This is a genomic window from Maridesulfovibrio sp. (assembly GCF_965230075.1).
Lineage (GTDB): Bacteria > Desulfobacterota > Desulfovibrionia > Desulfovibrionales > Desulfovibrionaceae > Maridesulfovibrio.
Genome location: NZ_OZ245945.1, coordinates 4,399,527 through 4,421,947, shown reverse-complemented (window position 1 = coordinate 4,421,947; position 22,421 = coordinate 4,399,527). Strand labels below are relative to the sequence as shown.

General features: G+C 46.3%; 19 protein-coding genes. 10 read left to right on the top strand and 9 right to left on the bottom strand.

The window, feature by feature from the left end:
* Nucleotides 1-122: 122 nt before the first annotated feature.
* Entirely contained in the window at nucleotides 123-1,481 is a 1,359-nt protein-coding gene (nhaA, locus tag ACO05Z_RS19910) for a Na+/H+ antiporter NhaA (RefSeq protein ID WP_421903933.1), read from the bottom strand.
* Nucleotides 1,482-1,653: 172 nt separating this feature from the next.
* The gene (locus ACO05Z_RS19905; protein ID WP_015853659.1) at nucleotides 1,654-2,043 is read right to left on the bottom strand and encodes a hypothetical protein; all 390 of its coding nucleotides are present in this window, start codon (nucleotides 2,041-2,043) and stop codon (nucleotides 1,654-1,656) included.
* A gap of 224 nt (nucleotides 2,044-2,267) precedes the next feature.
* On the opposite strand from ACO05Z_RS19905, the gene ACO05Z_RS19900 reads away from it, so the two are divergent.
* From ACO05Z_RS19900 to ACO05Z_RS19870, 7 genes are all read left to right on the top strand, one after another.
* Complete coding sequence (locus ACO05Z_RS19900; protein WP_421903932.1) at nucleotides 2,268-2,708, top strand: Fur family transcriptional regulator; 441 nt, start codon at nucleotides 2,268-2,270, stop codon at nucleotides 2,706-2,708.
* A gap of 160 nt (nucleotides 2,709-2,868) precedes the next feature.
* A complete protein-coding gene (gene hisI, locus ACO05Z_RS19895) occupies nucleotides 2,869-3,243 on the top strand; it encodes a phosphoribosyl-AMP cyclohydrolase (protein WP_421903931.1) in 375 nt (124 codons plus the stop codon).
* Nucleotides 3,243-4,118 (top strand): ATP phosphoribosyltransferase, encoded by an 876-nt coding sequence (gene hisG, locus ACO05Z_RS19890; RefSeq protein WP_421903930.1) that lies wholly within the window; start codon nucleotides 3,243-3,245, stop codon nucleotides 4,116-4,118. The genes hisI and hisG overlap by 1 nt, the downstream gene beginning before the upstream one ends.
* A gap of 566 nt (nucleotides 4,119-4,684) precedes the next feature.
* Nucleotides 4,685-4,840, top strand: a complete 156-nt coding sequence (locus tag ACO05Z_RS19885) for a hypothetical protein (protein ID WP_421903929.1) — start codon at nucleotides 4,685-4,687, stop codon at nucleotides 4,838-4,840.
* A 398-nt stretch (nucleotides 4,841-5,238) separates the two neighbouring features.
* The gene (locus ACO05Z_RS19880; protein ID WP_421903928.1) at nucleotides 5,239-6,189 is read left to right on the top strand and encodes a hypothetical protein; all 951 of its coding nucleotides are present in this window, start codon (nucleotides 5,239-5,241) and stop codon (nucleotides 6,187-6,189) included.
* A gap of 161 nt (nucleotides 6,190-6,350) precedes the next feature.
* Nucleotides 6,351-7,694, top strand: coding sequence for a glutamine synthetase family protein (locus tag ACO05Z_RS19875; RefSeq protein WP_421903927.1), 1,344 nt, complete (start codon nucleotides 6,351-6,353; stop codon nucleotides 7,692-7,694).
* Nucleotides 7,695-7,805: 111 nt separating this feature from the next.
* A complete protein-coding gene (locus ACO05Z_RS19870) occupies nucleotides 7,806-8,909 on the top strand; it encodes a hypothetical protein (RefSeq protein WP_421903926.1) in 1,104 nt (367 codons plus the stop codon).
* A 161-nt stretch (nucleotides 8,910-9,070) separates the two neighbouring features.
* On the opposite strand, the gene ACO05Z_RS19865 is transcribed toward ACO05Z_RS19870, so the two are convergent.
* Nucleotides 9,071-9,418: a carboxymuconolactone decarboxylase family protein gene (locus ACO05Z_RS19865; protein WP_421903925.1), complete on the bottom strand. Its 348-nt coding sequence runs from the start codon at nucleotides 9,416-9,418 to the stop codon at nucleotides 9,071-9,073.
* A gap of 100 nt (nucleotides 9,419-9,518) precedes the next feature.
* Here ACO05Z_RS19865 and ACO05Z_RS19860 point away from each other — a divergent pair, with 100 nt between their 5' ends.
* On the top strand, nucleotides 9,519-10,385 hold the full coding sequence (locus ACO05Z_RS19860) for a LysR family transcriptional regulator (RefSeq protein ID WP_421903924.1): 867 nt from the start codon (nucleotides 9,519-9,521) through the stop codon (nucleotides 10,383-10,385).
* Nucleotides 10,386-10,454: 69 nt separating this feature from the next.
* Here ACO05Z_RS19860 and ACO05Z_RS19855 read toward each other — a convergent pair whose 3' ends face one another.
* The 5 genes from ACO05Z_RS19855 to ACO05Z_RS19835 all read right to left on the bottom strand — a co-directional run bounded on the left by ACO05Z_RS19855 (nucleotide 10,455) and on the right by ACO05Z_RS19835 (nucleotide 18,707).
* Nucleotides 10,455-11,243: a tetratricopeptide repeat protein gene (locus ACO05Z_RS19855; protein ID WP_421903923.1), complete on the bottom strand. Its 789-nt coding sequence runs from the start codon at nucleotides 11,241-11,243 to the stop codon at nucleotides 10,455-10,457.
* Entirely contained in the window at nucleotides 11,243-13,696 is a 2,454-nt protein-coding gene (gyrA, locus tag ACO05Z_RS19850; RefSeq protein WP_421903922.1) for a DNA gyrase subunit A, read from the bottom strand. The genes ACO05Z_RS19855 and gyrA overlap by 1 nt, the downstream gene beginning before the upstream one ends.
* Nucleotides 13,697-13,708: 12 nt before the next feature.
* Nucleotides 13,709-16,105, bottom strand: coding sequence for a DNA topoisomerase (ATP-hydrolyzing) subunit B (gene gyrB, locus ACO05Z_RS19845; RefSeq protein ID WP_421903921.1), 2,397 nt, complete (start codon nucleotides 16,103-16,105; stop codon nucleotides 13,709-13,711).
* Nucleotides 16,105-17,268 carry a DNA polymerase III subunit beta gene (gene dnaN, locus ACO05Z_RS19840; RefSeq protein WP_421903920.1) on the bottom strand — a complete coding sequence of 388 codons (1,164 nt, stop codon included), beginning with the start codon at nucleotides 17,266-17,268 and terminating at the stop codon, nucleotides 16,105-16,107. Before dnaN ends, gyrB begins: the two co-directional genes overlap by 1 nt.
* Before the next feature lie 134 nt (nucleotides 17,269-17,402).
* Nucleotides 17,403-18,707 (bottom strand): DnaA ATPase domain-containing protein, encoded by a 1,305-nt coding sequence (locus tag ACO05Z_RS19835; protein WP_421903918.1) that lies wholly within the window; start codon nucleotides 18,705-18,707, stop codon nucleotides 17,403-17,405.
* A 346-nt stretch (nucleotides 18,708-19,053) separates the two neighbouring features.
* Here ACO05Z_RS19835 and ACO05Z_RS19830 point away from each other — a divergent pair, with 346 nt between their 5' ends.
* Both ACO05Z_RS19830 and ACO05Z_RS19825 read left to right on the top strand, forming a co-directional pair.
* The gene (locus tag ACO05Z_RS19830) at nucleotides 19,054-20,229 is read left to right on the top strand and encodes a homocysteine biosynthesis protein (RefSeq protein WP_421903917.1); all 1,176 of its coding nucleotides are present in this window, start codon (nucleotides 19,054-19,056) and stop codon (nucleotides 20,227-20,229) included.
* A 75-nt stretch (nucleotides 20,230-20,304) separates the two neighbouring features.
* On the top strand, nucleotides 20,305-21,183 hold the full coding sequence (locus ACO05Z_RS19825) for a DMT family transporter (RefSeq protein ID WP_421903916.1): 879 nt from the start codon (nucleotides 20,305-20,307) through the stop codon (nucleotides 21,181-21,183).
* A 40-nt stretch (nucleotides 21,184-21,223) separates the two neighbouring features.
* On the opposite strand, the gene ACO05Z_RS19820 is transcribed toward ACO05Z_RS19825, so the two are convergent.
* The gene (locus ACO05Z_RS19820; RefSeq protein ID WP_421903915.1) at nucleotides 21,224-22,366 is read right to left on the bottom strand and encodes a geranylgeranyl reductase family protein; all 1,143 of its coding nucleotides are present in this window, start codon (nucleotides 22,364-22,366) and stop codon (nucleotides 21,224-21,226) included.
* Between the last annotated feature and the right edge of the window lie 55 nt (nucleotides 22,367-22,421).

Below are 22,421 nucleotides of genomic sequence, written 5' to 3'. Positions count from 1 at the left end.
CCTATACCGCTGATAAAGCTGATATTGAATAAAGATATCCAGAGTCAGGAATAAACCGAGCACAACCGCTGTATATTTAAAAAAAACAATCTTTGTTTCACGCATAACTAAAAATAGCGAACCTAATCTTCACACCCTACAGCCAGAGGGCAACTTCTCAACACAATAAATCCCAGAATTCCGGCGACAACAGAAGCTGCAAGAATACTGAACTTGGCATCAACAATGAAAGGAGAAGAAGCATCCCAGGCAAGGGTGGTAATAAAAATAGACATGGTAAAACCTATCCCCGCCAACAATGCCGCCCCGACAAAATGACCGGGAACTAACGTTCTCGGCATTTCAGCTATTCCGCTCTTCACGGCTACCCAACTGGCAAAACATATTCCTATGACTTTCCCCACGATTAAGCCGAAGAAGATACCAAGGCTTACCGGATGGAAAATATCAATTCCTCCACCTTCGCCGCTGAAGTTTATACCCGCATTTGCAAGGGCGAAAACAGGCATAATCCCGAAAGCAACCCAGTAATGCAGGTTATGTTCAATCCTCTTCAAAGGCGGGCTGGCCATAAGCACATCCCTATTCATATTACCGAGGGCTGAAAGCATTTGCTTATTGGAAAGAGTTACCCTGTTTTTATCCCCGCCCATTTCATATTCAGTAATATGGTTACGCATGGGAATGGTAAAATCAGTACAACAAATCCTTGTAGAGGCGGGAATAGTCATGGCAGCCAAAACCCCGGCTACTGTAGCGTGGACACCGCTTTTAAGAAAAGCCAACCACATCAGGGCTCCCAAAAACAGATATGGGAGCGGATGGCGAACTCCAAGACGGTTCAGTACCATCATGCACAGAAAGAAGAGCATTCCCAGCCCGATAATCCAAAGCGAGATACCCGAAGAATAAAAAATCGCGATAACAAGTATTGCGCCGATGTCATCTACAATGGCGACTGCTGTAAGGAAAACCTTAAGGCTCAGCGGAACTCGGTCACCGAGCATTGAAAGCACCCCCAGAGAAAAGGCGATATCCGTAGCCATGGGGATTCCCCAGCCGTCAGCAGAAGGTGTCCCCATATTGAAAAAAACGTAAACAAGCGCCGGAACAACCATACCGCCGATAGCCGCAAAAATCGGCAATGAAGCCTGTCTGAAGGAATTGAGTTCACCGACAAGAATTTCTCGTTTGATCTCAAGGCCGACCAAAAAAAAGAACACTGCCATCAAGCCGTCATTGATCCAGAGAATTGCGGGCTTTGAAAGAACAAAATCTCCAGCGCCGACAATAAGCGGCATATTCTTAAAAGCTTCGTACAAATGCCCCCAGGGAGAATTGGCCCAGATCAGAGCAATAATTGTTGCTATGATCAGCACCAACCCACCGGAAGATTCGACCTTAACGAACTCATAGAAAGGCTGGAGCATCTTATCAATTCTTGGCTCACTATCCTTGCTCACAACTTGTGCTTTGCTCATAGGAACTCCTGCATATTGTGTCCGGTATATAATACTAACGAATAATATTCATTAAAGCAGCAACACCATAACAGGAATGTATGTATATGGAAATTAGTTAAAGTAAGATTATAAATGGAAAAGCGGGCTCCAGCTACACTGAAACCCGCTAAGAATTACATCATTATCTGGCTTACTGATTTGAATGTGCTTCCTTAATTCTGGCAGCAATATATTCCTTGGGTTCAGCGTCATCAGCATCAAAGCAATGTCCATCCTGACCAAGGAGCCCACCGGGAACAAAGTCGCCAAGCTCGTCAGGGTCATTGATACAATCACCGAAAAAGCAAACGGAAAGCCAGCGGTTGGCGGGATCATCATCAATAACATCCACCATTGCGAAAAGAGGCCATTTGTCCTGACCTTTCTTAACTCCGCGCATGGAATAGGTAACACCGGGACGGGCATGGAATTCAATCTCAGTATTATCGAGAGATTCGAGAATCTGCTTGAATTCAACAAAAACATCTTTCACGCCGGCAGGATCTTCAGTCCATTCAGAAATAAATTTTTCCAGTTCCATTTTGCATAGCTCCTTGGTTTAGTATTATCGATCCCCGCAAAGGGCGAAACGAAACAGACCTGAAAATTGTAATAATTCATGATCAGGACATAATTTCGTCACTTTTTTGCGATATTCATACTCCTAGGAATAAATATGAGCAATGATCAATTGACATCGGTCTTCAATTCAATGTAAGTGAACTGTATTCTCAAGGTAATCATAAATTTTTTGGATACAGTTTAATGAAATCAGCACAGGACATATTTACTGAATATCTGACCCGTCAGAGACTTAAGATGACCCCCCAGCGCAGGACAATTCTGGAAGTGTTCCTTGCTGAGGAAGGCCATATTTCTTCAGAAGAACTGTACAACCTTGTCCGTACAGAAGATTCATCCATCGGACAGGCCACTGTTTACCGTACCCTTAAACTACTTGCTGACTCCGGCATTGCCAAATCCGTCGACTTCAACGACGGAGTCATCCGCTATGAGCATAAGTACGGTCATGAGCATCATGACCATCTCGTTTGCGAACGTTGCGGTAAGACCATCGAAGCTGTGGACAACGAAATCGAACATCTACAGGAAGAACTTGCTAAGAAGTACGGTTTCGAACTTACCCATCATGAGATGTATCTTTTCGGCGTCTGCAAGGAGTGCCAGGGAAAAAGCGATAAATAACGCAGATATTTCCTTACACATACTTAAAAGCGCCGCCTGAGATCAGACGGCGCTTTTTTTTGGCTCACGGGAAATTTCAATATAAGGCAATTGGCGGGATAACAAATCCCTTTTCATCTAATTACATGAGGCTGCAAAGCCCCGCTAAACAGAGGATTGTATGATCAAGCCCGACTTTGAAAAAATGAACGGTCTGGTACCGGCCATCGCGCAGGATGCTGAAACAGGCGAAGTCCTAATGATGGCTTACATGAATGAAGAAGCATGGAATAAGACGCTTGAAACCGGTGATGCCCATTACTGGAGCAGAAGCCGCAACACCCTCTGGCATAAAGGCGGAACATCCGGTCATGTGCAGAAAATCAAATCCATCAAGATTGATTGTGATGAGGATACCCTTGTCCTGCTCGTGGACCAGATCGGCGGCGCAGCCTGCCACAAAGGATACAGAAGCTGTTTTTATCGTGAACTTAAGGATGGCGAAGTAATTGAATGTTCGCCCATGGTTTTTGACCCCAAGGAGGTATATAAATAATGTCCAAACAACTTAAAATCGGACTGCCCAAAGGTTCCCTGCAGGATTCAACAATCAAACTCTTCGCCAAGTCCGGCTGGAAGATCAACCTGCACCACAGAAACTATTTTCCTGATGTTAACGATGAAGAGCTGAATATCTCCATGTGCCGGGTACAGGAAGTATCCCGCTATATTGAAGACGGAGTTCTGGACTGCGGACTTGCCGGAAGAGACTGGGTTCTTGAAAACAAATCCGATGTTGTAGAAATTTCCAGCCTCGTCTATTCCAAAGTCAGCAACCGACCTGCCCGCTGGATTCTAGCGGTTTCCGGAGACTCTCCCTACAAAAAACCTGAAGACCTTGCCGGAAAAAAAATCGCCACTGAACTTCTCGGCGCCACCAAAGAATACTTCGAATCCAAGAACATCCCCGTAGACGTTTTCTACTCTTGGGGTGCCACTGAAGCAAAAGTTGTCGAAGGACTCTGCGATGCCATCGTCGAAGTTACTGAAACCGGAACCACCATCAAGGCCCACGGCCTGCGTGTAATTGACGAAGTCATGTCCACCAACACCGTCTTCATCGTCAACAAGGACGCCTGGAACGATCCATGGAAACGCAAAAAAATCGAAAATATCAACCTGCTCCTCCAAGGTGCGCTGCGGGCTGAAAAGATGGTCGGCCTTAAAATGAACATGCCCAAGGCTTCTCTTGAAAAAGCCATGAAGGTCATGCCCAGCCTGAATTCCCCCACTGTATCCGATCTTTCCGATCCCGAATGGGTATCTGTTGAAATCATGGTCGAAGAAGTGGTTGTCCGCGAACTCATCCCAGAACTCATCGACATGGGAGCAGAGGGAATCATCGAGTACCCGCTGAATAAAGTTATCTAGCAACAACAATTACTCAAAATAAAAACGGGACAATGGCAATCGCTGTTGTCCCGTTTTTTTGTGGATTTTACTAGACCCAAACTATCAATTTCGAAATTGTTTAACGCAAACCGGAATTAATCTATTTCTTTGAATAAGAAAAACTTCCTCTTGTCCAGAAGGGCAATAATTGCTGCTCGAATAGTTAATTCTAATGCAATAAAATTTGGAATCACTCTTCATTCGATGCAAAGAAGTTCCCGAAGGGCATTGAAACAACTGAGGTTTGTCTCCCAATAAATGCTGCTCAATAAGTTGATGCATGCTGGATGCTTGCGCTGAGAGTGAAGACAGAGAAGATAACAAGATGCACATAAAAACAATTACTGCACATTTTTTCCAAGTCATGATCATAGCGCTCCGACTATATTTTAGTGATACAAACTCGCACCTATTAATTTTAATATAATAATTCAAATATAGCTGCTAATCAAACTTTATGGAGACGGCATATTACTTTGCTTTTTTCCACAAGACGATTTAAACATTGTCCACACTACAAAACGATTTAAATCCAGCAGACTCGTATGTTCAAGCTTCTTCTCTTCATAGCAATCCTGATCCTGATATTCGGGTACCGCAAAAAGCAAAAAATCAAAGGCGGCATCAATATCAATACCATCCTCATGGCCGCTCTGGTTGTTCTTTTCATCATTTCCCTGCTGACCAGATTTCAAAACTGACATTTTCCATAAATACTTATCGATAACTAAAAATTATTTTTACTCCATAAATAAAAAACTAGAGCATTACCTTAAATAAACTTAACATCTGATTTAAATTTTAACATTGCTATTCAATCCGAAGGGGGATTATTCTGATGTCTCTCAGGGATTAATACTCCACTCACATTCCTGAGTAAGGTTATCTCATGACCTCTGTTGCTTAGAACGGCTGCTTTTACCATGACTGCAGCCGTTCTATTTTTTTACCTTGTTGACCTCACTGACGATTAAAGTTATCGATAACTAAATCCAATTACTATTCACTAGATATATTGGAATTATTTTATGACGATTCAGTAGATAAACATTGATCTGCAAGCTGACGGATCAATAAAAATTATACAGGACAACTTAAAATGACTGCCGAAACATTCACCCACCGGAACCTTTCCTCCATTACCGGAGTATCAGTCACCACCATCAAGAGTTATCGTAAAAAATTTCCCGAATTCTTTTTCATTGTCGGACACGGCAAACCCCTGCGCTTCAGAAAAGGAGCTGACAAACTCTGCCTGCGCATCCGTGATCTCTTTAACAAAAATTTATCGGTAAAGCAGATTCGCGACAAACTTTTAACAGAATTTGAGTCGGTTAAAGAAAATCATCAGTTATCGGAAACCAAGTCGGATTCACAAATTAACAATGATGAATTCGAAAAGCTGGCTAAAACAACCTCTCAGATGATGAATGGCCTTGCTGCACTGGTTACAGCTCAGGCAAAAGCGGAGCAACGCCTTGCGCGCATGGAAAAATCCCTTAAAGAACTGGTGCAGGCCCAAAGTGAATCCCCGGCAGAAACAACTGAGCTACTGCAGGAAATCAAAGATATACTGGCCAGCTCCGGTGGATTGCAGCAACCTGAAAGAATCACAGCCAAAAAGGTTGTGACCATCAAGAAAGATAACGGTCAGGAAGACTCATATTCTTTTGATGCTGACACTTCAGCTATTGAACCTGAAGCTGATTTTCTGGAACTCCCGGTGGTTATCCACTCTGAAAACGGTGAATTTCTAGGCCTGCCCGGTAAGCCGGGACACCCTTTCACATTGCAGGAGCTGGTCTATCTGGTCAGCACCCGCAAGCTCGAAGGAGCCTCTAGAGTTTGGCACAAAGAAGGCCGGGACTGGGTACTGGCTGTCAAATCATCTGAAGGTCCTCTCTACGAGCTTCACTTCAGCATGACCAAGACCCCCAAAGGAAATATTGTATCTTTCTTCAACAAGTTGGATATTAATTCTGAATCTCGCAACCATGCAGATATTCTTTCCTTCTTCAAGGAAGTACGGGACTTGATTGATTCGATCTGATTTCTGGAAAATTGTGCGGATACTGTTTGCAAAAAGAATCCATAATCAGCTATTATCAGCCTGATATTAAATAATCTGGCACAATTATTTTCAACAATATCAAAAACTATCCTGTTTTACCGGGGTTGTTTTAAAACTTCTTTTTTAAGGAGGAAACCACTGTGACTGCGCCAATCTTTAACTGCAAAAATGCTGACGATGTTCTGAAAGCTGTACGTGACTACAATATAAGTTTCGTACAGTTCTGGTTTGTGGACATTCTCGGAACTCTGAAAAGTTTCCAGATAACACCAAAGGAACTTGAAGCTTCCTTTGAAGAAGGTATGGGCTTTGACGGTTCTTCAATCCTCGGTTTTACCCGTATTGAAGAATCGGACATGATTGCCATCCCTGATCCCACAACCTTCCAGCTCTGCTCATGGCGCCCCACAGAACGCCCTGTAGCCCGCATGTTCTGCGACATCCAGAATCCTGATGGAACGCCCTATGAAGGCGACAGCCGCTGGGTACTCAAAAAGACTCTCGATAAGGCTGCTGAGCGTGGTTACACCTACTATGTAGGCCCCGAGCTTGAGTTCTTCCTCTTTCAGGATGAAAAAGGCACCAAAATCATTGACCGTGGCGGCTACTTTGACGCTCCGCCGCTGGATCTCGGTAACGATGTACGCCGAGACATCATCTTTTCACTCGAACAGATGGGCTATGATGTAGAATACAGCCACCACGAAGTTGCCCCCAGCCAGCATGAAATCGACCTGCGTTATGCTGAAGGTATGCGCATGGCTGATACCGCCATGACTTACCGGGTTATAGTCAAGGAAGTGGCCCGAAAACACGGTATCTACGCCACCTTCATGCCCAAGCCCATCTTCGGTGAAAACGGCTCCGGCATGCACGTGCACCAGTCCCTGTTCAAAAACGGCCGTAACGTATTTTTCGATGCCAATGATGAATACCATCTCAGCCCTGAAGGTAAGAGCTACATTGCCGGTATTCTAAAGCATGCCCCGGAAATGACCTGCGTTACCAACCAGTGGGTAAACTCATACAAGCGTCTGGTTCCCGGTTATGAAGCACCAGTATATGTTTCATGGGCCCGTAAGAACCGCTCCACACTGGTCAGGGTACCCATGTATAAACCCGGCAAGGAAAACGCCACCAGAATGGAACTGCGTTGTCCTGATCCGGCAGCCAATCCCTATCTCTGCTTTGCAGTAATGCTGCAGGCCGGTCTCAAGGGTATCGACGAAGCTTACGAACTGCCTGCACCTATCGAAGAAAATATCTTCGCCATGGACGGCCCTACCCTTGCAGAACACGGTATCACCGCCCTGCCCGGCAACCTTTACGAAGCAGCCGTGGCCATGAAAAACGGTGAAGTGGTCAAGGAATGCCTTGGCGAACATATTCACAGCAACCTCTACAGGAACAAGATCAAGGAATGGGATAAATACCGCACTCAGGTAACTGAGTACGAAATCTCAACCTATCTGCCTGTACTTTAATATTGCCTTCGGCGACCAGAGGGGAAAAACTTTTGCAAAAGTTTTTCCCCTCTGGACTCCCCTTTTCAAAACCTTTCAATACGCTTCGCGTCTTCGTCAGGGCAAAACATTATGGCTGAAATTTCATCACTCAATAAACAGTACAAGCTCGATTCACTCGGCCTGCTTCCTGACTTCTGTTTGCAGGAAATCTTCAGCCGTGAAATTAACAACGCCACCGCAGCTAAAATCATTATTCTCCTCTCGGAGAACACCCGCCTAAAGGTATTAGAGAATTTCAATATGGTCCGTGCTGTGCGGATAAATAAGATAATTAATGATTTTGAAAACGGAGAGTTAGAGATACCTTTTTCCCGTTTTGAAAAGACCTGCGAAGACTTAATGGACCGGGTTCAGGAACTAAAAGAAGATGGCAGGATTCAAGTCCCCACAATATGCCTTGATGAATCAATTCTGAATACTTCCGGAGAGTTATCTGACTTCTCAGACACTCTTCCCAGATTTAATTTTTATCACAATGACATTCATGATTTAATTTCATGGTGGAATCTTGCCGCCAAGAATATCAAATCTCTTTTCGGACAAAAGGCACAAGCCGAAAACATTGTCCTCAAAAGACTTGAAGATGAATTCAGTGCTGAAATTTTTGCCCATACCATTGATGATCTCAGAAAAAGTGAATTCAGCGACAAAGCTGAAGGACTGCGCGTATCAACATTTCGTGAATACGAACTGCGCCTAAATCTGATTGAAGAATTTCTGCTGGAACTGCTGGACAAAAAAAATGACCGTGACTTCGCCGCAAGATTGGCCGACCATTTTCCTGAAGATAATTCCATGCAGGACAAACTCCTTAAAAACGGTCCCCTGCTACTCATCCCGGCAGTAAAAGATGAGCTTCCGGCAGAGGATATTGCCATGAGTCTTTTCAAGCTTAAACTGATTCATGACGAATACGACATGCATGGCATCGAAAAGCTTATTCGCTCATCAAATAATTATTATTTCACAAAAGGGCTATCGATAACTTCATCTAATATGAATCCAAAATACGCTAATAGAATCATCAAAGTGCGCAAAAAATCGATTCTGGATGAATTTGGAATTAAGCTAAAGATGATTATTGATGCGGCCACATGTATCAGGGAAAATGCCAGCACCTACATCATGCTGGAATTGATGAGCAGCTACACAGTTTATGATTTTGAAGAATAAACAAAAAAGTCGGTTCCTTGCGGAGCCGACTTTTTAAATATTTTATTAATACGAAACAGCAAAGCCTATTAAAAATAGTTTGGGATTCTTGAACCCTTTTCAAAGGGTTTAAGCCGCCGGAGGCAAAATCATTTCATCAAAAGCGCGATAGCGCCTCAACTCTAATCAATCTTTCCCAACTCTTTAAGGAATCCCATGATATGGGTTGCTTCCCCGGCAGCCATTGTACCACCAAGGGAAATAGCCACAGCGCATGTTTCGAGAATTTCATCAACAGTAGCGCCAAGATTCAGAGCCTCTTCAGTCTGGTAAAGCATGCAGGCCCGACACCCGCTGACCAGTGCACCCACCACAGCCATCAGCCTTTTCTCTTTAGCCTTCACGCTACCGTCTTTGTAGATTTCACCGTGAAACTGGTCATAAAGATCTCCTACTTCGGGCATCAGTTTGTTGTAAGTTGCCCAGTTCTCGCCAATCTGAGTATGAATTTCTACTTGTTTTTCAGCCATTTTTTATCTCCTTGTTTTTGGATTTAACTTCTTGCCTGTGAAGATAGTGACTGAACCACGAACATTAGACAAACTAATGTTTTTTATCTAAGACATAAAAATGCTTGATATCGCAAAAACTGCACAACTGACTCCGGACCTGCTTCGCTCATTTTTAGTAGCAGCTGACACAGGCAGCTTTACCCGCACTGCCAGCCTTGTACATAAAACACAGGCCGCAGTAAGCATGCAGATGAAAAAACTGGAAGAAGACCTGCAATGCCTACTTTTCAAGAGGGACGGAAGAGGGGTCAGCCTTACCGCCGAAGGTGAAATTCTTTACCGCTATTCAGCCAAGATACTTGAACTGCACGATGAGGCCCTTACGGCTGTATCCGGACCAAAACTTCATGGCAAGGTTCGCTTGGGAGCACCTGACGATTACGCCATGAAACATCTCCCCGGTATACTGCGGGAATTTTCCGTAAACCATCCACAGGTCCAAGTTGATGTTTTTTGTGATGACACCCCGAACTTAAGCAAAATGCTGGATAATGGACAACTCGATCTGGTTATTGCAACCGATAATGTCAAAACTAAATTTTCTGCTCCATTGGAATTGACATGGATTCTGCCGGAAAGAATGGACCCTTCAGGGCTAAAAGAACTGCCTTTAGCCCTTTTCCATCCGGTTTGCTGTTACCGGGAAAACGGTTTGAAAGCTCTTGAAAAAGCAAGTCGTAAATACCGCATTGCATACGGCAGCCCCAGTCTGGCCGGGTTACTTGCCGCAGTTCAGGGAGGATTGGCAATAGCTGTGGTCACCAAAGACACAACAGCCAAAGGATGCAGACATGCCCTGCCCTCAGACGGATTACCGCCCATAAAATCTGTCTATATAGACTTGAGATTTAAGCCGAGAAACCGTTCAGAGGTTGTTTCGGTTTTAGGTGGGTTTATTGCGAAGGGATTGGGAATTGTGATCTAAACGAGTTGAGCAGTTTTTGGAACATTTTGAACTTGCAAGCAGGCCTTACAAGTTCAAAACTTCCGATCATTAAAATTTCTTCTTCAAATAATCGAGTTTATACCTGACTGCGTATGGATTGGGGTAGGTATCGACAATCTCTTCCAGCAACTCTGCGGCCTGTTTGTATTCATGCCTGTCTTCATAGATATCAGCCAGCATGAATGTTGCTTCGGCTTGGATACTCTCAGGAACACCGTCCATTTTGAGCAGCTTCTCCAACTCTGATTCCGCCCTTTCCCAGGCCTGAATAAGAGTCAATGTATGGGCCATTTCAAAAATAGCCCGGGCTTTGGTGGCCGGATCATCAGTAGTTTTTGCTATGTCGTTGTATGTATAAATGGCGAGATCATAATTCCTGAGCTTGCAAAAAGTTTCGGCAAGCAGGGTCCGCTTTGAATCAAGCTGCTCTTGTGTCTGGTCCGCATATTCAAGACTCTTTTCAAGAGCCTCAACAGCAGCTTTGTACTGCCCGGTACGAATATACATTTCAGCCAGTTGCAGCTTCAACTTTGAGGCTATATCAGGTTTATGGCCGAATTCTAGATACATGGCCTCAAGAATAGCGGCACCGCGCTCGCTGTCATGACGAACTTCAGCAGCAATTTTTACCAGATAATTCCAGGCTTCAAAACGATGCTCGCCCTGCGGGTTATCCTGCAGGTATCTTTCGAACCCTTTTTCCGAATCACTGTAAAAGCCGCTAATAAAACTAGACCTAGCCTTATCGATAACTTCTGATCTGTTGTCGTTAGGTTTATCGCATCCCTGCGCCATAAGCAGCAGGGATGCGATTAATATAATCAAGAATCTCTTCATTATTCGGATTCTTCGCCTTCAGGTTCGGAAGCTGGCTCTTCAGCCGCATCTTGAACAAGGTCAAAACCGACAACATGGTCACCGTCATCCATGCGTACAAGACGAACCCCCTGAGTGGCACGGCCAACAAGGGAAACATCTTTGACACCCATGCGGATGATCTTGTTACCGGAGGTCAGCAGGACAACTTCATCATCAGGGGAAACCATGATTGAACCAAGCACCTTGCCGGTCTTGGTGGTCACCCTCATGCTGATGATCCCCTTACCGCCACGGGTCTGAATGCGGTGCTGTTCAATATCGGTACGCTTACCGTAACCGCCTTCGGAGATGGTCAGCAGCTGAACGCGCTCTTCATCGCCGGTCACAACGCCGGAAACAACCTCGTCGCCGGGGCGCAGGGCAATACCCTTAACACCGCTGGCTACGCGGCCCATAGCTCTTGCATCCTGACAGCTAAAGCGGATGGAGGTACCGTTTCTGGTAACCAGTACAGCTTCAGAATCAGCGCTGACCTCTTTTACGGTAATCAGTTCATCACCGTCTTTCAGGGCTACTGCGCGGATACCGGACTGGCGGCAGTTGCGGTACAGAGCAATGGAGGACCGCTTGATCATGCCGTTCTTGGTTACGAACAGGAAGAAACACTCCTCTTCGAACTCGCGCATGGTCATTGCAGTGGCAATGGTCTCGTCCTTTTCAAGGGGTAGCAGGTTGGCGATATGCGCGCCACGGGCGATGCGGCTTGCTTCGGGAACCTGATGAACCTTGATTTTGAACATCTTACCCTTGGAAGTGAACAGCAGCAGGTACTGGTGGTTCGAGGTGGTCAGGAAGGTGTGGATAAAGTCTCCGTCCTTGGTCTGAACACCGGCAATACCTTTACCGCCGCGCTTCTGCTTCTGGTAGTTGGAAAGCGGGGTACGTTTGATGTATCCGCGTCTGGAAAGGGTTATAACCGCATCGTCATCAGGGATCAGGTCTTCAATGTCGATATCATCGGGATTGTGATCCATAAGCACGGTCTTACGCTCGGTGGCGTAGTTGTCTTTGATCTCAACCAACTCGTCGCGGATAACGCCTTTGAGTATTTCATCATTTTCAAGAATGGACTTGAAGTATTCAATCTTCTTGAGAATTTCTGCGTACTCTTCAAGCAGCTTTTCATGTTCAAGGTTGGTCAGTCTCTGCAATCGCATGTCGAGAATAGCCTGAGCCTGAACCTTGGACAGTTCGAAACGTTCCATCAAACCGATACGTGCTTCATCACCGTTCTTGGAACCGCGGATGATTTTAACAACTTCATCGATGTTATCCAGTGCGATACGCAGACCTTCAAGAATATGGGCGCGCTTTTCGCATTTATCCAGATCAAAGCGGGTCCGGCGGATGATGACTTCGCGGCGGTGTTCCAGAAATGCAGCCAGAATCTGCTTCAGGTTCATGAGCTGCGGACGGTTGGCGTTAACAGCCATCATGTTAATGCCGAAGCTCTGTTCCAGCTGGGTGAACTTGTACAGGGAGTTGATGATGATATCTGCGATTGCGCCTTTCTTAAGGTCAACAACAACACGGATACCTTTACGGTCGGATTCATCACGAAGGTCGGATACGCCTTCGATCTTACCTTCACCCACCAGCTGGGCGATCTTTTCGACCATGCTGGATTTGTTCAAAGCGTAAGGAATCTCGGTGATGACGATGGACTGGCGGCCGTTCTTTTTCTCCTCGATGTTAACAACACCGCGGATTTTAATGGAGCCGCGTCCGGTCAGGTAAGCTTCACGAAGCCCTTTACCGCCGAAGCAAAGTGCTCCGGTGGGGAAGTCAGGCCCCTTGATGTGGCCCATGAGGTCTTCAATTTCACACTCGGGGTTGTCGAGCAGATGCACGGTACCGTTGATCAGCTCGCCGAGGTTATGAGGGGGAATGTTGGTGGCCATACCGACCGCAATACCGGAAGTACCGTTGAGCAGCAGGTTGGGCACCTTAGTAGGCAGGACAGAAGGTTCCTGCAATGAGTTATCGTAGTTGTCGCGGAAATCGACAGTCTTTTTCTCAAGGTCTCCCAGAAACTCGGAGCTGAGCTTGGACATCCTTGCTTCGGTGTAACGCATAGCCGCTGCAGCGTCGCCGTCAATGGAACCGAAGTTACCCTGACCGTCAACAAGCGGATCGCGCATGGAAAATTCCTGCGCCATACGTACCAAGGCATCGTAAACAGCTGAGTCACCGTGAGGGTGATATTTACCGATTACGTCACCGACAACACGGGCCGACTTTTTATAGGACCTGTTGTAGGTGTTACCAAGCTCGTGCATGGCGTAAAGGATACGCCGGTGTACAGGCTTCAGCCCGTCCCTTACATCGGGAATCGCACGGCCGATGATTACGCTCAAGGAGTACTCTAAGTACGATTTCTTAAGCTCTTCTTCAATTGTGATTTGAGACATTGTTTCTCCGAATTAAATATCAAGCTCTTGAACTGCGAGAGCGTTCTTTTCAATAAATTCGCGGCGCGGCTCAACGTTATCACCCATGAGATCTTCAAAGATGTCGTTGGCAGCGGATGCGTCTTCAATGGTCACCTGCAGCATGGTTCTCTTTTCGGGATCCATGGTGGTTTCCCAGAGCTGCTCGGGGTTCATTTCACCCAGACCTTTATACCGCTGGAGGTTGATGCCCTTGTAGGCTTCTTCCATCACGCCATCGAGCAGGCTGAAAATACCGCTGACTTCAGTTTCATTCTCACCACGGGTGATCTTGAAGTCGGTACCGTCGCACTCATCAACGATCTTGCGGTTACGGTCATAGGTGTTGCGGAACAGCTTGGAGTTGAAGAATTCAACAGCCAGTCTGGTGCGGTGTCCATTTTCGTTCTCAAAGACAACGTAAACACGCGCTTCACCTTCAGTTTCTGTCTCTTCGCGCTCGATGATGACCTTGTAACCGGCTTCTTCCATCTTAAAGATGAAATTCTGCGGATCACTGTCAGCGAACATTTCCGGAGTCATCTTCTCATCAAGGCTGACCAGCTTGGCAAACAGGGCATCGGAAATACCCATGTTGGCTGCTTCACCGATTTTTCCTTTGATAAAACGGATATCATCAAGCATTTCGATCAGGGATTCCTGATGGTATTCCTGACCGCACTCGGTCTTGATGCTGATATCCTTGGCTACCCTCTGGATAAGCAGGGAATAGAGTTCGGAATCATCCTTGATGAACTTCTCGTATTTACCCTTGGCAATACGGTACAGAGGCGGCTGCGCAATGTAGAGGTGGCCGCGTTGAATAAGCTCTTCGTACTGACGGAAAAAGAAAGTCAGCAGCAGGGTTCGAATGTGGGAACCGTCAACATCCGCGTCAGTCATGATAACGACCTTATGGTAACGCAGTTTGTCAAAATCCTTCTCGCCCTCTTCCTGACCGATGCCGATACCCATGGCAGTGATCAGAGCCCGAATTTCCTTGTTACCGAGCATCTTGTCAAAACGGGTTTTCTCAACATTCAGAATCTTACCGCGCAGGGGCAGGATAGCCTGATGCTTGGGGTTACGGCCCTGCTTTGCAGAACCACCCGCGGAGTCACCCTCAACAATGAACAGTTCACTTTCGCTGGGGTCCTTGGACTGGCAGTCGGCAAGCTTACCGGGCAGGGAGTGGTCGGAAAGAGCCCCCTTGCGACGGACAAGGTCACGAGCCTTGCGCGCTGCATCCCTTGCACGTGCCGCATCAACAACTTTTTCAACAATGGATTTTGCGTCCTTGGGATTCTCCTGAAAATAGGAAGAAAGTTTGTCGTAAACCATACCGGACACAATACCGACCATTTCGGAGTTACCGAGCTTGGTCTTGGTCTGCCCTTCGAACTGCGGATCAGGAAGCTTAACGCTGATTACCGCGGTCAGACCTTCACGAACATCATCACCGGAAAGCTTGATTTTAAGCTTTTTAGGCAGATCAGAGTTCTGGATGTAGGTATTGATGGCACGGGTCAGGGCACCCTTAAAACCTGCCAGGTGTGTTCCGCCCTCAACAGTACGGATGTTGTTGGCAAAGGTATGGGTATTTTCCTTGAAGGCAGTGTTGTACTGCACGGCCAGTTCAGTGATCACGTTGTCAGTCTCGGACTCGGCATAAATGATGTCACTTACTGTGGTCTGACCTTTATTCAGATCTTCGACAAAAGAAACAATACCGCCGTCAGCCTTAAAGCTGGCGGATTCGTTGGAACGCTCGTCAACGAACTCGATCATCAGCCCTTTGTTCAGGTAGGCCAGCTCGCGGAAACGTTTTTTGAGGGTATTGAAATCAAACTGGTTGGTTTCAAAAATTTCCTCGTCAGGACGAAAGCGGATGGTGGTACCGGTGGTCACCGCATCACCAATGCACTCCAAAGGACCCGTAGGAACCCCTCTCTCGTAACTTTGGCGGTAAATCTTACCCCCGCGTCGAACTGTAGCTTCAAGAGACTCAGAAAGGGCGTTTACGCAGGAAACACCAACCCCGTGCAGACCGCCGGAAACTTTATAGGCATCGTTATCGAACTTACCACCGGCGTGGAGCACGGTCATAACGATCTCAAGAGCCGGCTTTTTCTTCTTGGGATGGATATCAACAGGAATACCGCGGCCGTTATCGGATACGGTTACACTGTTATCCATGTGCAGGGTTACCTTGAACTTGTCGCAGTAACCGCCCATGGCTTCATCGATGGAGTTATCGACCACCTCGTAAACAAGGTGGTGCAGACCCCTGATATCGGTGGAGCCGATGTACATGGCAGGTCTTTTTCTAACCGCGGCAAGTCCCTCAAGGACCGTAATCGATTCCGCGCTGTAATCTTGATTGGGAGCCATTAAACGTCTTCCTCGCTGTAGTAAGTCTCTTCCTGAACCTTCATGGGCATGACGATAACAAGGTATTCATTGTCATCATCGCCGGTAACGCCGCAGGGCGCTTCGGCTCCGGTCAGGGTGAAGTTAATTTTGTCGGACTGGAAGTGTCCAAGGATCTCAATGAGGTTTTTGGTGGGGAAAGCAATGCGTTCCATTTCACCGGAGAATTCAATTTCCATGGATTCGGTTGCAGTACCTACTTCCTGTCCCTGCGAGAATAGCACCAGCTCACCCGGGTTAAAGAGGAAGGAAGCGCAACGGTTGGAATCGGTGTTAAAAATGGAGATACGGTCCAGAGCCATGGAAAGCTCGGATTTATCCACTTTCATGCGTGACACATCGTCATCATTGAGCTTGGACAGGAAATTCTTGTAGTTGGGATACTGGTAGTAGCTCAGCGGCAGGCTGAATGTTTCCTTGCCGTCTGCGGTCTTAAAGAAAAGACGTTTTTCACTGAGGCTGAGTTCAATCTCATCTTCAGTGAGCCACTTTTTCAGTTCAACCAGATATTTCTTCTGAATAAGGATGCCTTCTTCAGGAAGAATGGAATGGATGTCATCATTGATGAATTTAAGGCGAGCGAACTGGTGTCCGTTCAGGCCGCATACTTCCACAAACTGACCATTCTCATCAGCAGCTGGTACAATGTTCATGCAGGCAATGGCTTCCATGCTGTCCTCATCACTGATGCAAAAGGAGATTCTTTCAATGAGTTCAAGCAGGAAGTCACCGGACCAGAATACTGCTCCTTCAGAAGGAAAAGAGGAGAATTTCTGAAACCAGGTGGGATCGTTGGTAGGCAGCTTGTATTTTCTGGAACCCTGCTCCACCAGAATGGAAGAACCTTCAGCATCAGCTTTGATGGTCAGTTCTCCGGAAGGAAGTTTGCGGACCAGATCATAGAAAGCACGTCCCTGTACCCCAGCAAGGCCCTCTTCCATGATCTCTGCCGGATATGTTCCGCAAAATTCCAGATTGGAATCTGTGGACATGATGCGCAGGTTTCCACCATCACTTTTCAGCCAGATAGTGCGCAGATATGCTGCTCCTGTTTTGGCGGGAATGATGCTGGCAGACTTCTGCAATCCTTCGATCACTTCATCCCTATTCACCTTTAAATACATATATATTCTCCTTGTTTTTTTTATTAGGTTGGTTCCTATGTTTCTTTCTTTGTTAAGTCTTTAAAATTTATTGTTTTTTTATGCACAATCCCTGTCGCATTTAAGTGACAAACCTACACTCTTTTTGAACTTGTTCAGTTTGAGACACGCAAAAGACACTTATTCTTCAAGTCTATCAACAGTCTTTTCAAAACTCTATCATCTCTTTGTAATTCTTGTATTTTTTTTACCGAATAAAGAACAGTCGAGTGGTCTTTGCCTCCAAATGTCCGGCCGAGTGCGGGATAGGAGATACCTAAAAGTTCCCTGCAAAGGTACATGGCCACCTGCCTTGCGTGGGCAGTCATCTTGTGCCTTTTGCTCCCGGTAAGGTCGGATGGTTTGAGGTTGAAATGGGAGGCCACGGACTCAATCACATATTCCGGTGTAAGGGTCTCGTCAGCCTTTTCTTCCGTGTTACTGAGGATGTGTTCAAAATCACGGTCATCCATGTTCTTGCGCACAAGTTCACGGAATGCTGAAAGTTTGATGATGATACCTTGGAGGTATCTGAAGTCCTGAAATCTTTGGGAAAGAGTCAGGATCTGGTCTTTGCTCAAAGGCAGCTTTTTCAGTTTGCACTGCTTTTGAACATACTTGGCTCTGATCTCAAGGTCAGGTCTTTTCAGGGTGACGATGAGTCCCCATTCCAGCCTTGATTTCAGGTTTTTGTTCAAAAAGTCGTAGGAAGCCAATTTATCTGTACAGCTGAAAACCATCTGTTTTCCATGTTCATAAAAATTATTGAAAATGGAGATTAGTTCCTGCTGCAGATGTTCGTATTTCTTGATCTGCCTGAGGTCATCTAGGAAGAAGTACTCGAAATCAAAGAAATAATTTCTCGCACGCATGACGTCCCCACCGAAACGAACAGAGTAGATGTTCTGTACGTCATCAACGTTACCGAGAAATACTTTTTCCCGGTCCACCTTTTTGCAGACTTCATTTGCAATGGCTTTCAAGAGGTGGGATTTTCCTGATCCGCTTTTGCCGCAGATGACAAAGGGATTGAAGGATACATTGTCACCACGGGCAACTTCCTTGGCCGAGGCAAGGGGAAAGTAGTTCTTTTTGCCGATCAGAAAGTTCTCAAAGGTAAAGTTATGCCCGAAGGGAAAGTCGATTTTCTTGACGCTGACGGGCTGTTCCTGAACCGAACTGTGGCTTGAGCCGTTGTTGGAGTAGGATATGGAGAATCCACTGCCCAGAAACTGGCCCAGCTGCTCTTCGAAACGATCCTGTATGCTTGATTTGAACCACTGCCCGAAAAATGCGTGTGGGAAAGTGACAACAACCTCCCCGGTCTTTTCGGAGATGTCGATATTTATGGGGTCAAACCAGCGTGCCAGCTCGGAATCTGAGCATGAATTTAAAAGATGATTTCTCAGTGCTTCTTTCACGTGAATATTTTATTTTTTAGGGGTGTTCTAAGTTATTGAAATAAAAATAAAAAAAACTAAAAAAAATCCGAAGTTCCTCAACCCCCGCAACCACACGTTCTTATACATTATTATATAGCTTAAGCCAAGGCATATTCGCCCTTAAAACGTTTTTCTCCGGCGGAATAATATCTACCCCCTAAAAAAAATAAAATTGCAATCAGAGGCTATTTAAGCCACAATCTCTGCTGGTCTGACTTCTCACTCAAATGCACAGGGCGTCCCTGCCCGGAAAATCACTTTTGAACGTATTGTGGAAAATTTTGTCAGGCCTGCCAGTAACCAAATTCCAAACGGAGTCTTTCCAATGGCCACTACCTTTGAAGTCAACAAGACAATCAGTGAAATCAACGAACGTATCAAGAAAGGTAAGGCTGTAGTCGTCAATGCTGAAGAAATGGTCGAAATCGTCCGTTCTAAAGGCAAGGTTGAAGCAGCCAAAGAGATAGATGTAGTCACCACCGGGACTTTCTCCCCCATGTGCTCTTCAGGCATGTTTTTCAACATCGGGCAGGTTCCGCCGCTTATCAAGACTTCCGAGGTCTGGCTGAACAATGTCCCCTGTTATGCCGGAGTGGCCGCTGTAGACTCTTTTATCGGCGTTACAGAGCCTTCTGAGGATGATCCCCTGAACAAGGTTCACCCCGGACGCTTTGCTTACGGTGGAGGGCATGTAATCGAAGATCTCATCGCCGGTAAAACCGTACGCCTCAAAGCCAAGGCTTACGGCACAGACTGTTACCCCCGCCGTGAAATAGAAAAAGACGTCTCCCTCAAGGATCTCAAGGATGTGACTATCCTTAACCCGCGCAACTGCTACCAGAACTACAATGCCGCGGTGAACATGACTAGCAGGACCGTCTACACCTACATGGGACCACTTAAGCCCAACCAGCGTAATGTGAACTTTGCCACTGCTGGCCAGCTTTCCCCGCTTTTCAACGATCCGTACCTGAGGACTATCGGTATGGGGACACGTATATTCCTTGCCGGGGCCAAAGGTTACGTTATCGGAGCCGGAACCCAGCATGTGAAGAATCCGCAGCGTAACGAGCGCGGTATTCCGCTGACCCCGTCCGGAACACTTATGCTCAAGTCCAGCAATGTGACTGAGATGGATTCCCGCTACTTCCGCGGACTGAGTTTCCCCGGTTACGGGTGCACAGCATCTGTAGGTGTCGGTATCCCCATTCCCATCCTCAACGAGGAAATGGCCTGGTACACCGGTGTTTCCGATGCTGATATCCAGATGCCTGTCAAAGATTACGGATATGATTATCCCAACGGTGTAGGAAATATCCTCGCCCATGTGACCCTTGAAGAACTCAAGTCCGGCTCCATCAACCTGAACGGCAAGGATATCCCCACCGTTCCGCTGACAAGCCATTCCATTTCACTTGAGATTGCTGACAAGCTCAAGGATTGGATTCAGAAAGGCGAGTTCCTGCTGACCGAGCCTGTAGAAGAGATTGAGTCTGAATAAATAAGTTTATAAACAACAGTGCTTTATTAATCCGGCAGAAAATATTTTCTGCCGGATTTTTTTGAAAAGGAACTTATGAACACCAAAAGTTTTAAAGCTGATATTTTACTGCTTATCACTGCCATTATCTGGGGTGCCGCATTTGTGGCCCAGCGGGTGGGGATGGATTACATGGGACCGCTTACTTTCAACGCGGTCCGTTTTGCACTTGGTGCCGCCGCGTTGTTGCCGCTCATTCAGCGCATAGACCGCGAAAAGAAGAAAGACGGTACTTATCAGGAAGTTGATAAGAAAAGCTTTATCAAGGGTAGTTTGATTGCCGGGGGAGCTCTATTTTTGGGGGCGACTTTCCAGCAATGGGGACTTGTTTACACTACGGCTGGTAATGCAGGATTTATCACTGGGTTATACGTTGTTTTTGTTCCCATTATGGGGCTGTTTTTCAAGCAGAAAACAGGATTACCCACGTGGATCGGCGCAGTGCTGGCGGTAATCGGTATGTATCTGCTTTCCGTTAACGAGAGTTTTCATATTGAAATGGGTGACCTGCTGGTACTTATCTGTGCGGTCTTTTTTGCCGGACATGTTGTGGTTATTTCATTATTGGCCAGCAAGGTTGATCCGGTCAAATTCGCGGCAGGGCAGTTCGTTGCCTGTTCCGTATTCAGTTTTATAGGGGCATTCGCGCTGGAGACCATGACTTTTGCTGGAATCTGGGCCGGGATTGTGCCCATTCTTTACGGCGGACTTATGTCTGTCGGGGTAGCCTATACTTTGCAGGTTGTTGCTCAGCAGGAAGCCAAGCCTGCCCACGCGGCAATTATCCTTAGCTTGGAGTCTGTTTTTGCGGCCTTTGCCGGATGGTTGCTGCTTGGCGAATTACTGACCACACAAGGCTTGATCGGTTGTGGGTTGATGCTTTGCGGTATGTTGTTATCGCAGATTAAATCGTAGAAATTATAGAGGGGTGATGTTCATGAACATCACCCCTTTTTTAATCCCATTCTTTTTTCAATAAAAATTTATACGATCGCACTCCGTGAACCATGTCAGCCAGTATTCTGGGCATGGATTTGAACATCATTTTGAACGACATATGCTTTAAAAGCGGCTGGGAGTAGAATAGGGTCCAGCGCAAACGGTTGGAGTAGCGCAGTTCCGGGAACACGTATTTTTCCAGCCTTTCCAGATAAAATTTATCCGGGGCTTTGTTTTCAGTTATTCCACGGGCGATGGATTCAGCTGCGTAGCGTCCGGTCTGCAGGGCGTAGAAGATGCCTTCACCGAAAAGCGGTTCCACCAGACCTGCGGCGTCTCCAGCAAGGAGAGTGCGCCCGAAGCACGGATTTTCCATGAAGTTTCCATAAGGCAGCGGATAGCCCTGCATGTGCAGGGATTCCGGATTTGCAATACCTTGCGTGCGCAGGAAATCCATGTAGGTTTTCTTGAAATCAGTGGTGCAGCGTTTGAGCGCACCGATCCCGGTGACGACTTTTCCTTTGGCCGGGAAAACCCATATATATCCGGCTCGCAAATGGCCGATGTAGAGTTCCGGCTTGGTTACTTTGCGCGGGTAATCCTTTTCATCAAAAATTATTTCAATGGTCGCAGCCATATCGTCGCGCCATTTTTTCTTATTGTAAGGCACTGCACGGCGGATGGTAGAATGTACACCGTCTGCGCCAAGCAGGTATTTTCCTTTGAAAATTCTGTTTGATGCGGTTTTTACTTCTGCATCCTGATAATTGCATTCCTTGATTTCTTCACCGGTGAATATGTGCGCTCCGGCATTTGCGGCTTTTTGCAGAAGGAAGTAATCAAAATCCACCCGATCCACAAAGCGGAAGGGGATGGATGATTCTGCATCACGGATGTTGTAGTCGCGGTAATTAATGGAATATTCAGGTGACTCAAAATTGATGATGCCTTTATCTTTAAGGCAATCAACATCACAGTCGAAAATTTTATTCAATACTTCAGTAGCCTTATAAGTAAGAAGGCCACCGCAGAGTTTTTTTCTGGGGAACTCGGCCTTATCAATAAGTGCTACTTTAAAACCTTTACCAGCAAGGATGGTTGCGGCTGTAGAGCCTGTAGGACCTCCCCCTGCAATGATGACATCAAATTTACCGGACACTTGGACTCCTGAAAAAATGTTCACAACCGGAATATCTGCTTGATTAAGTTGTGAT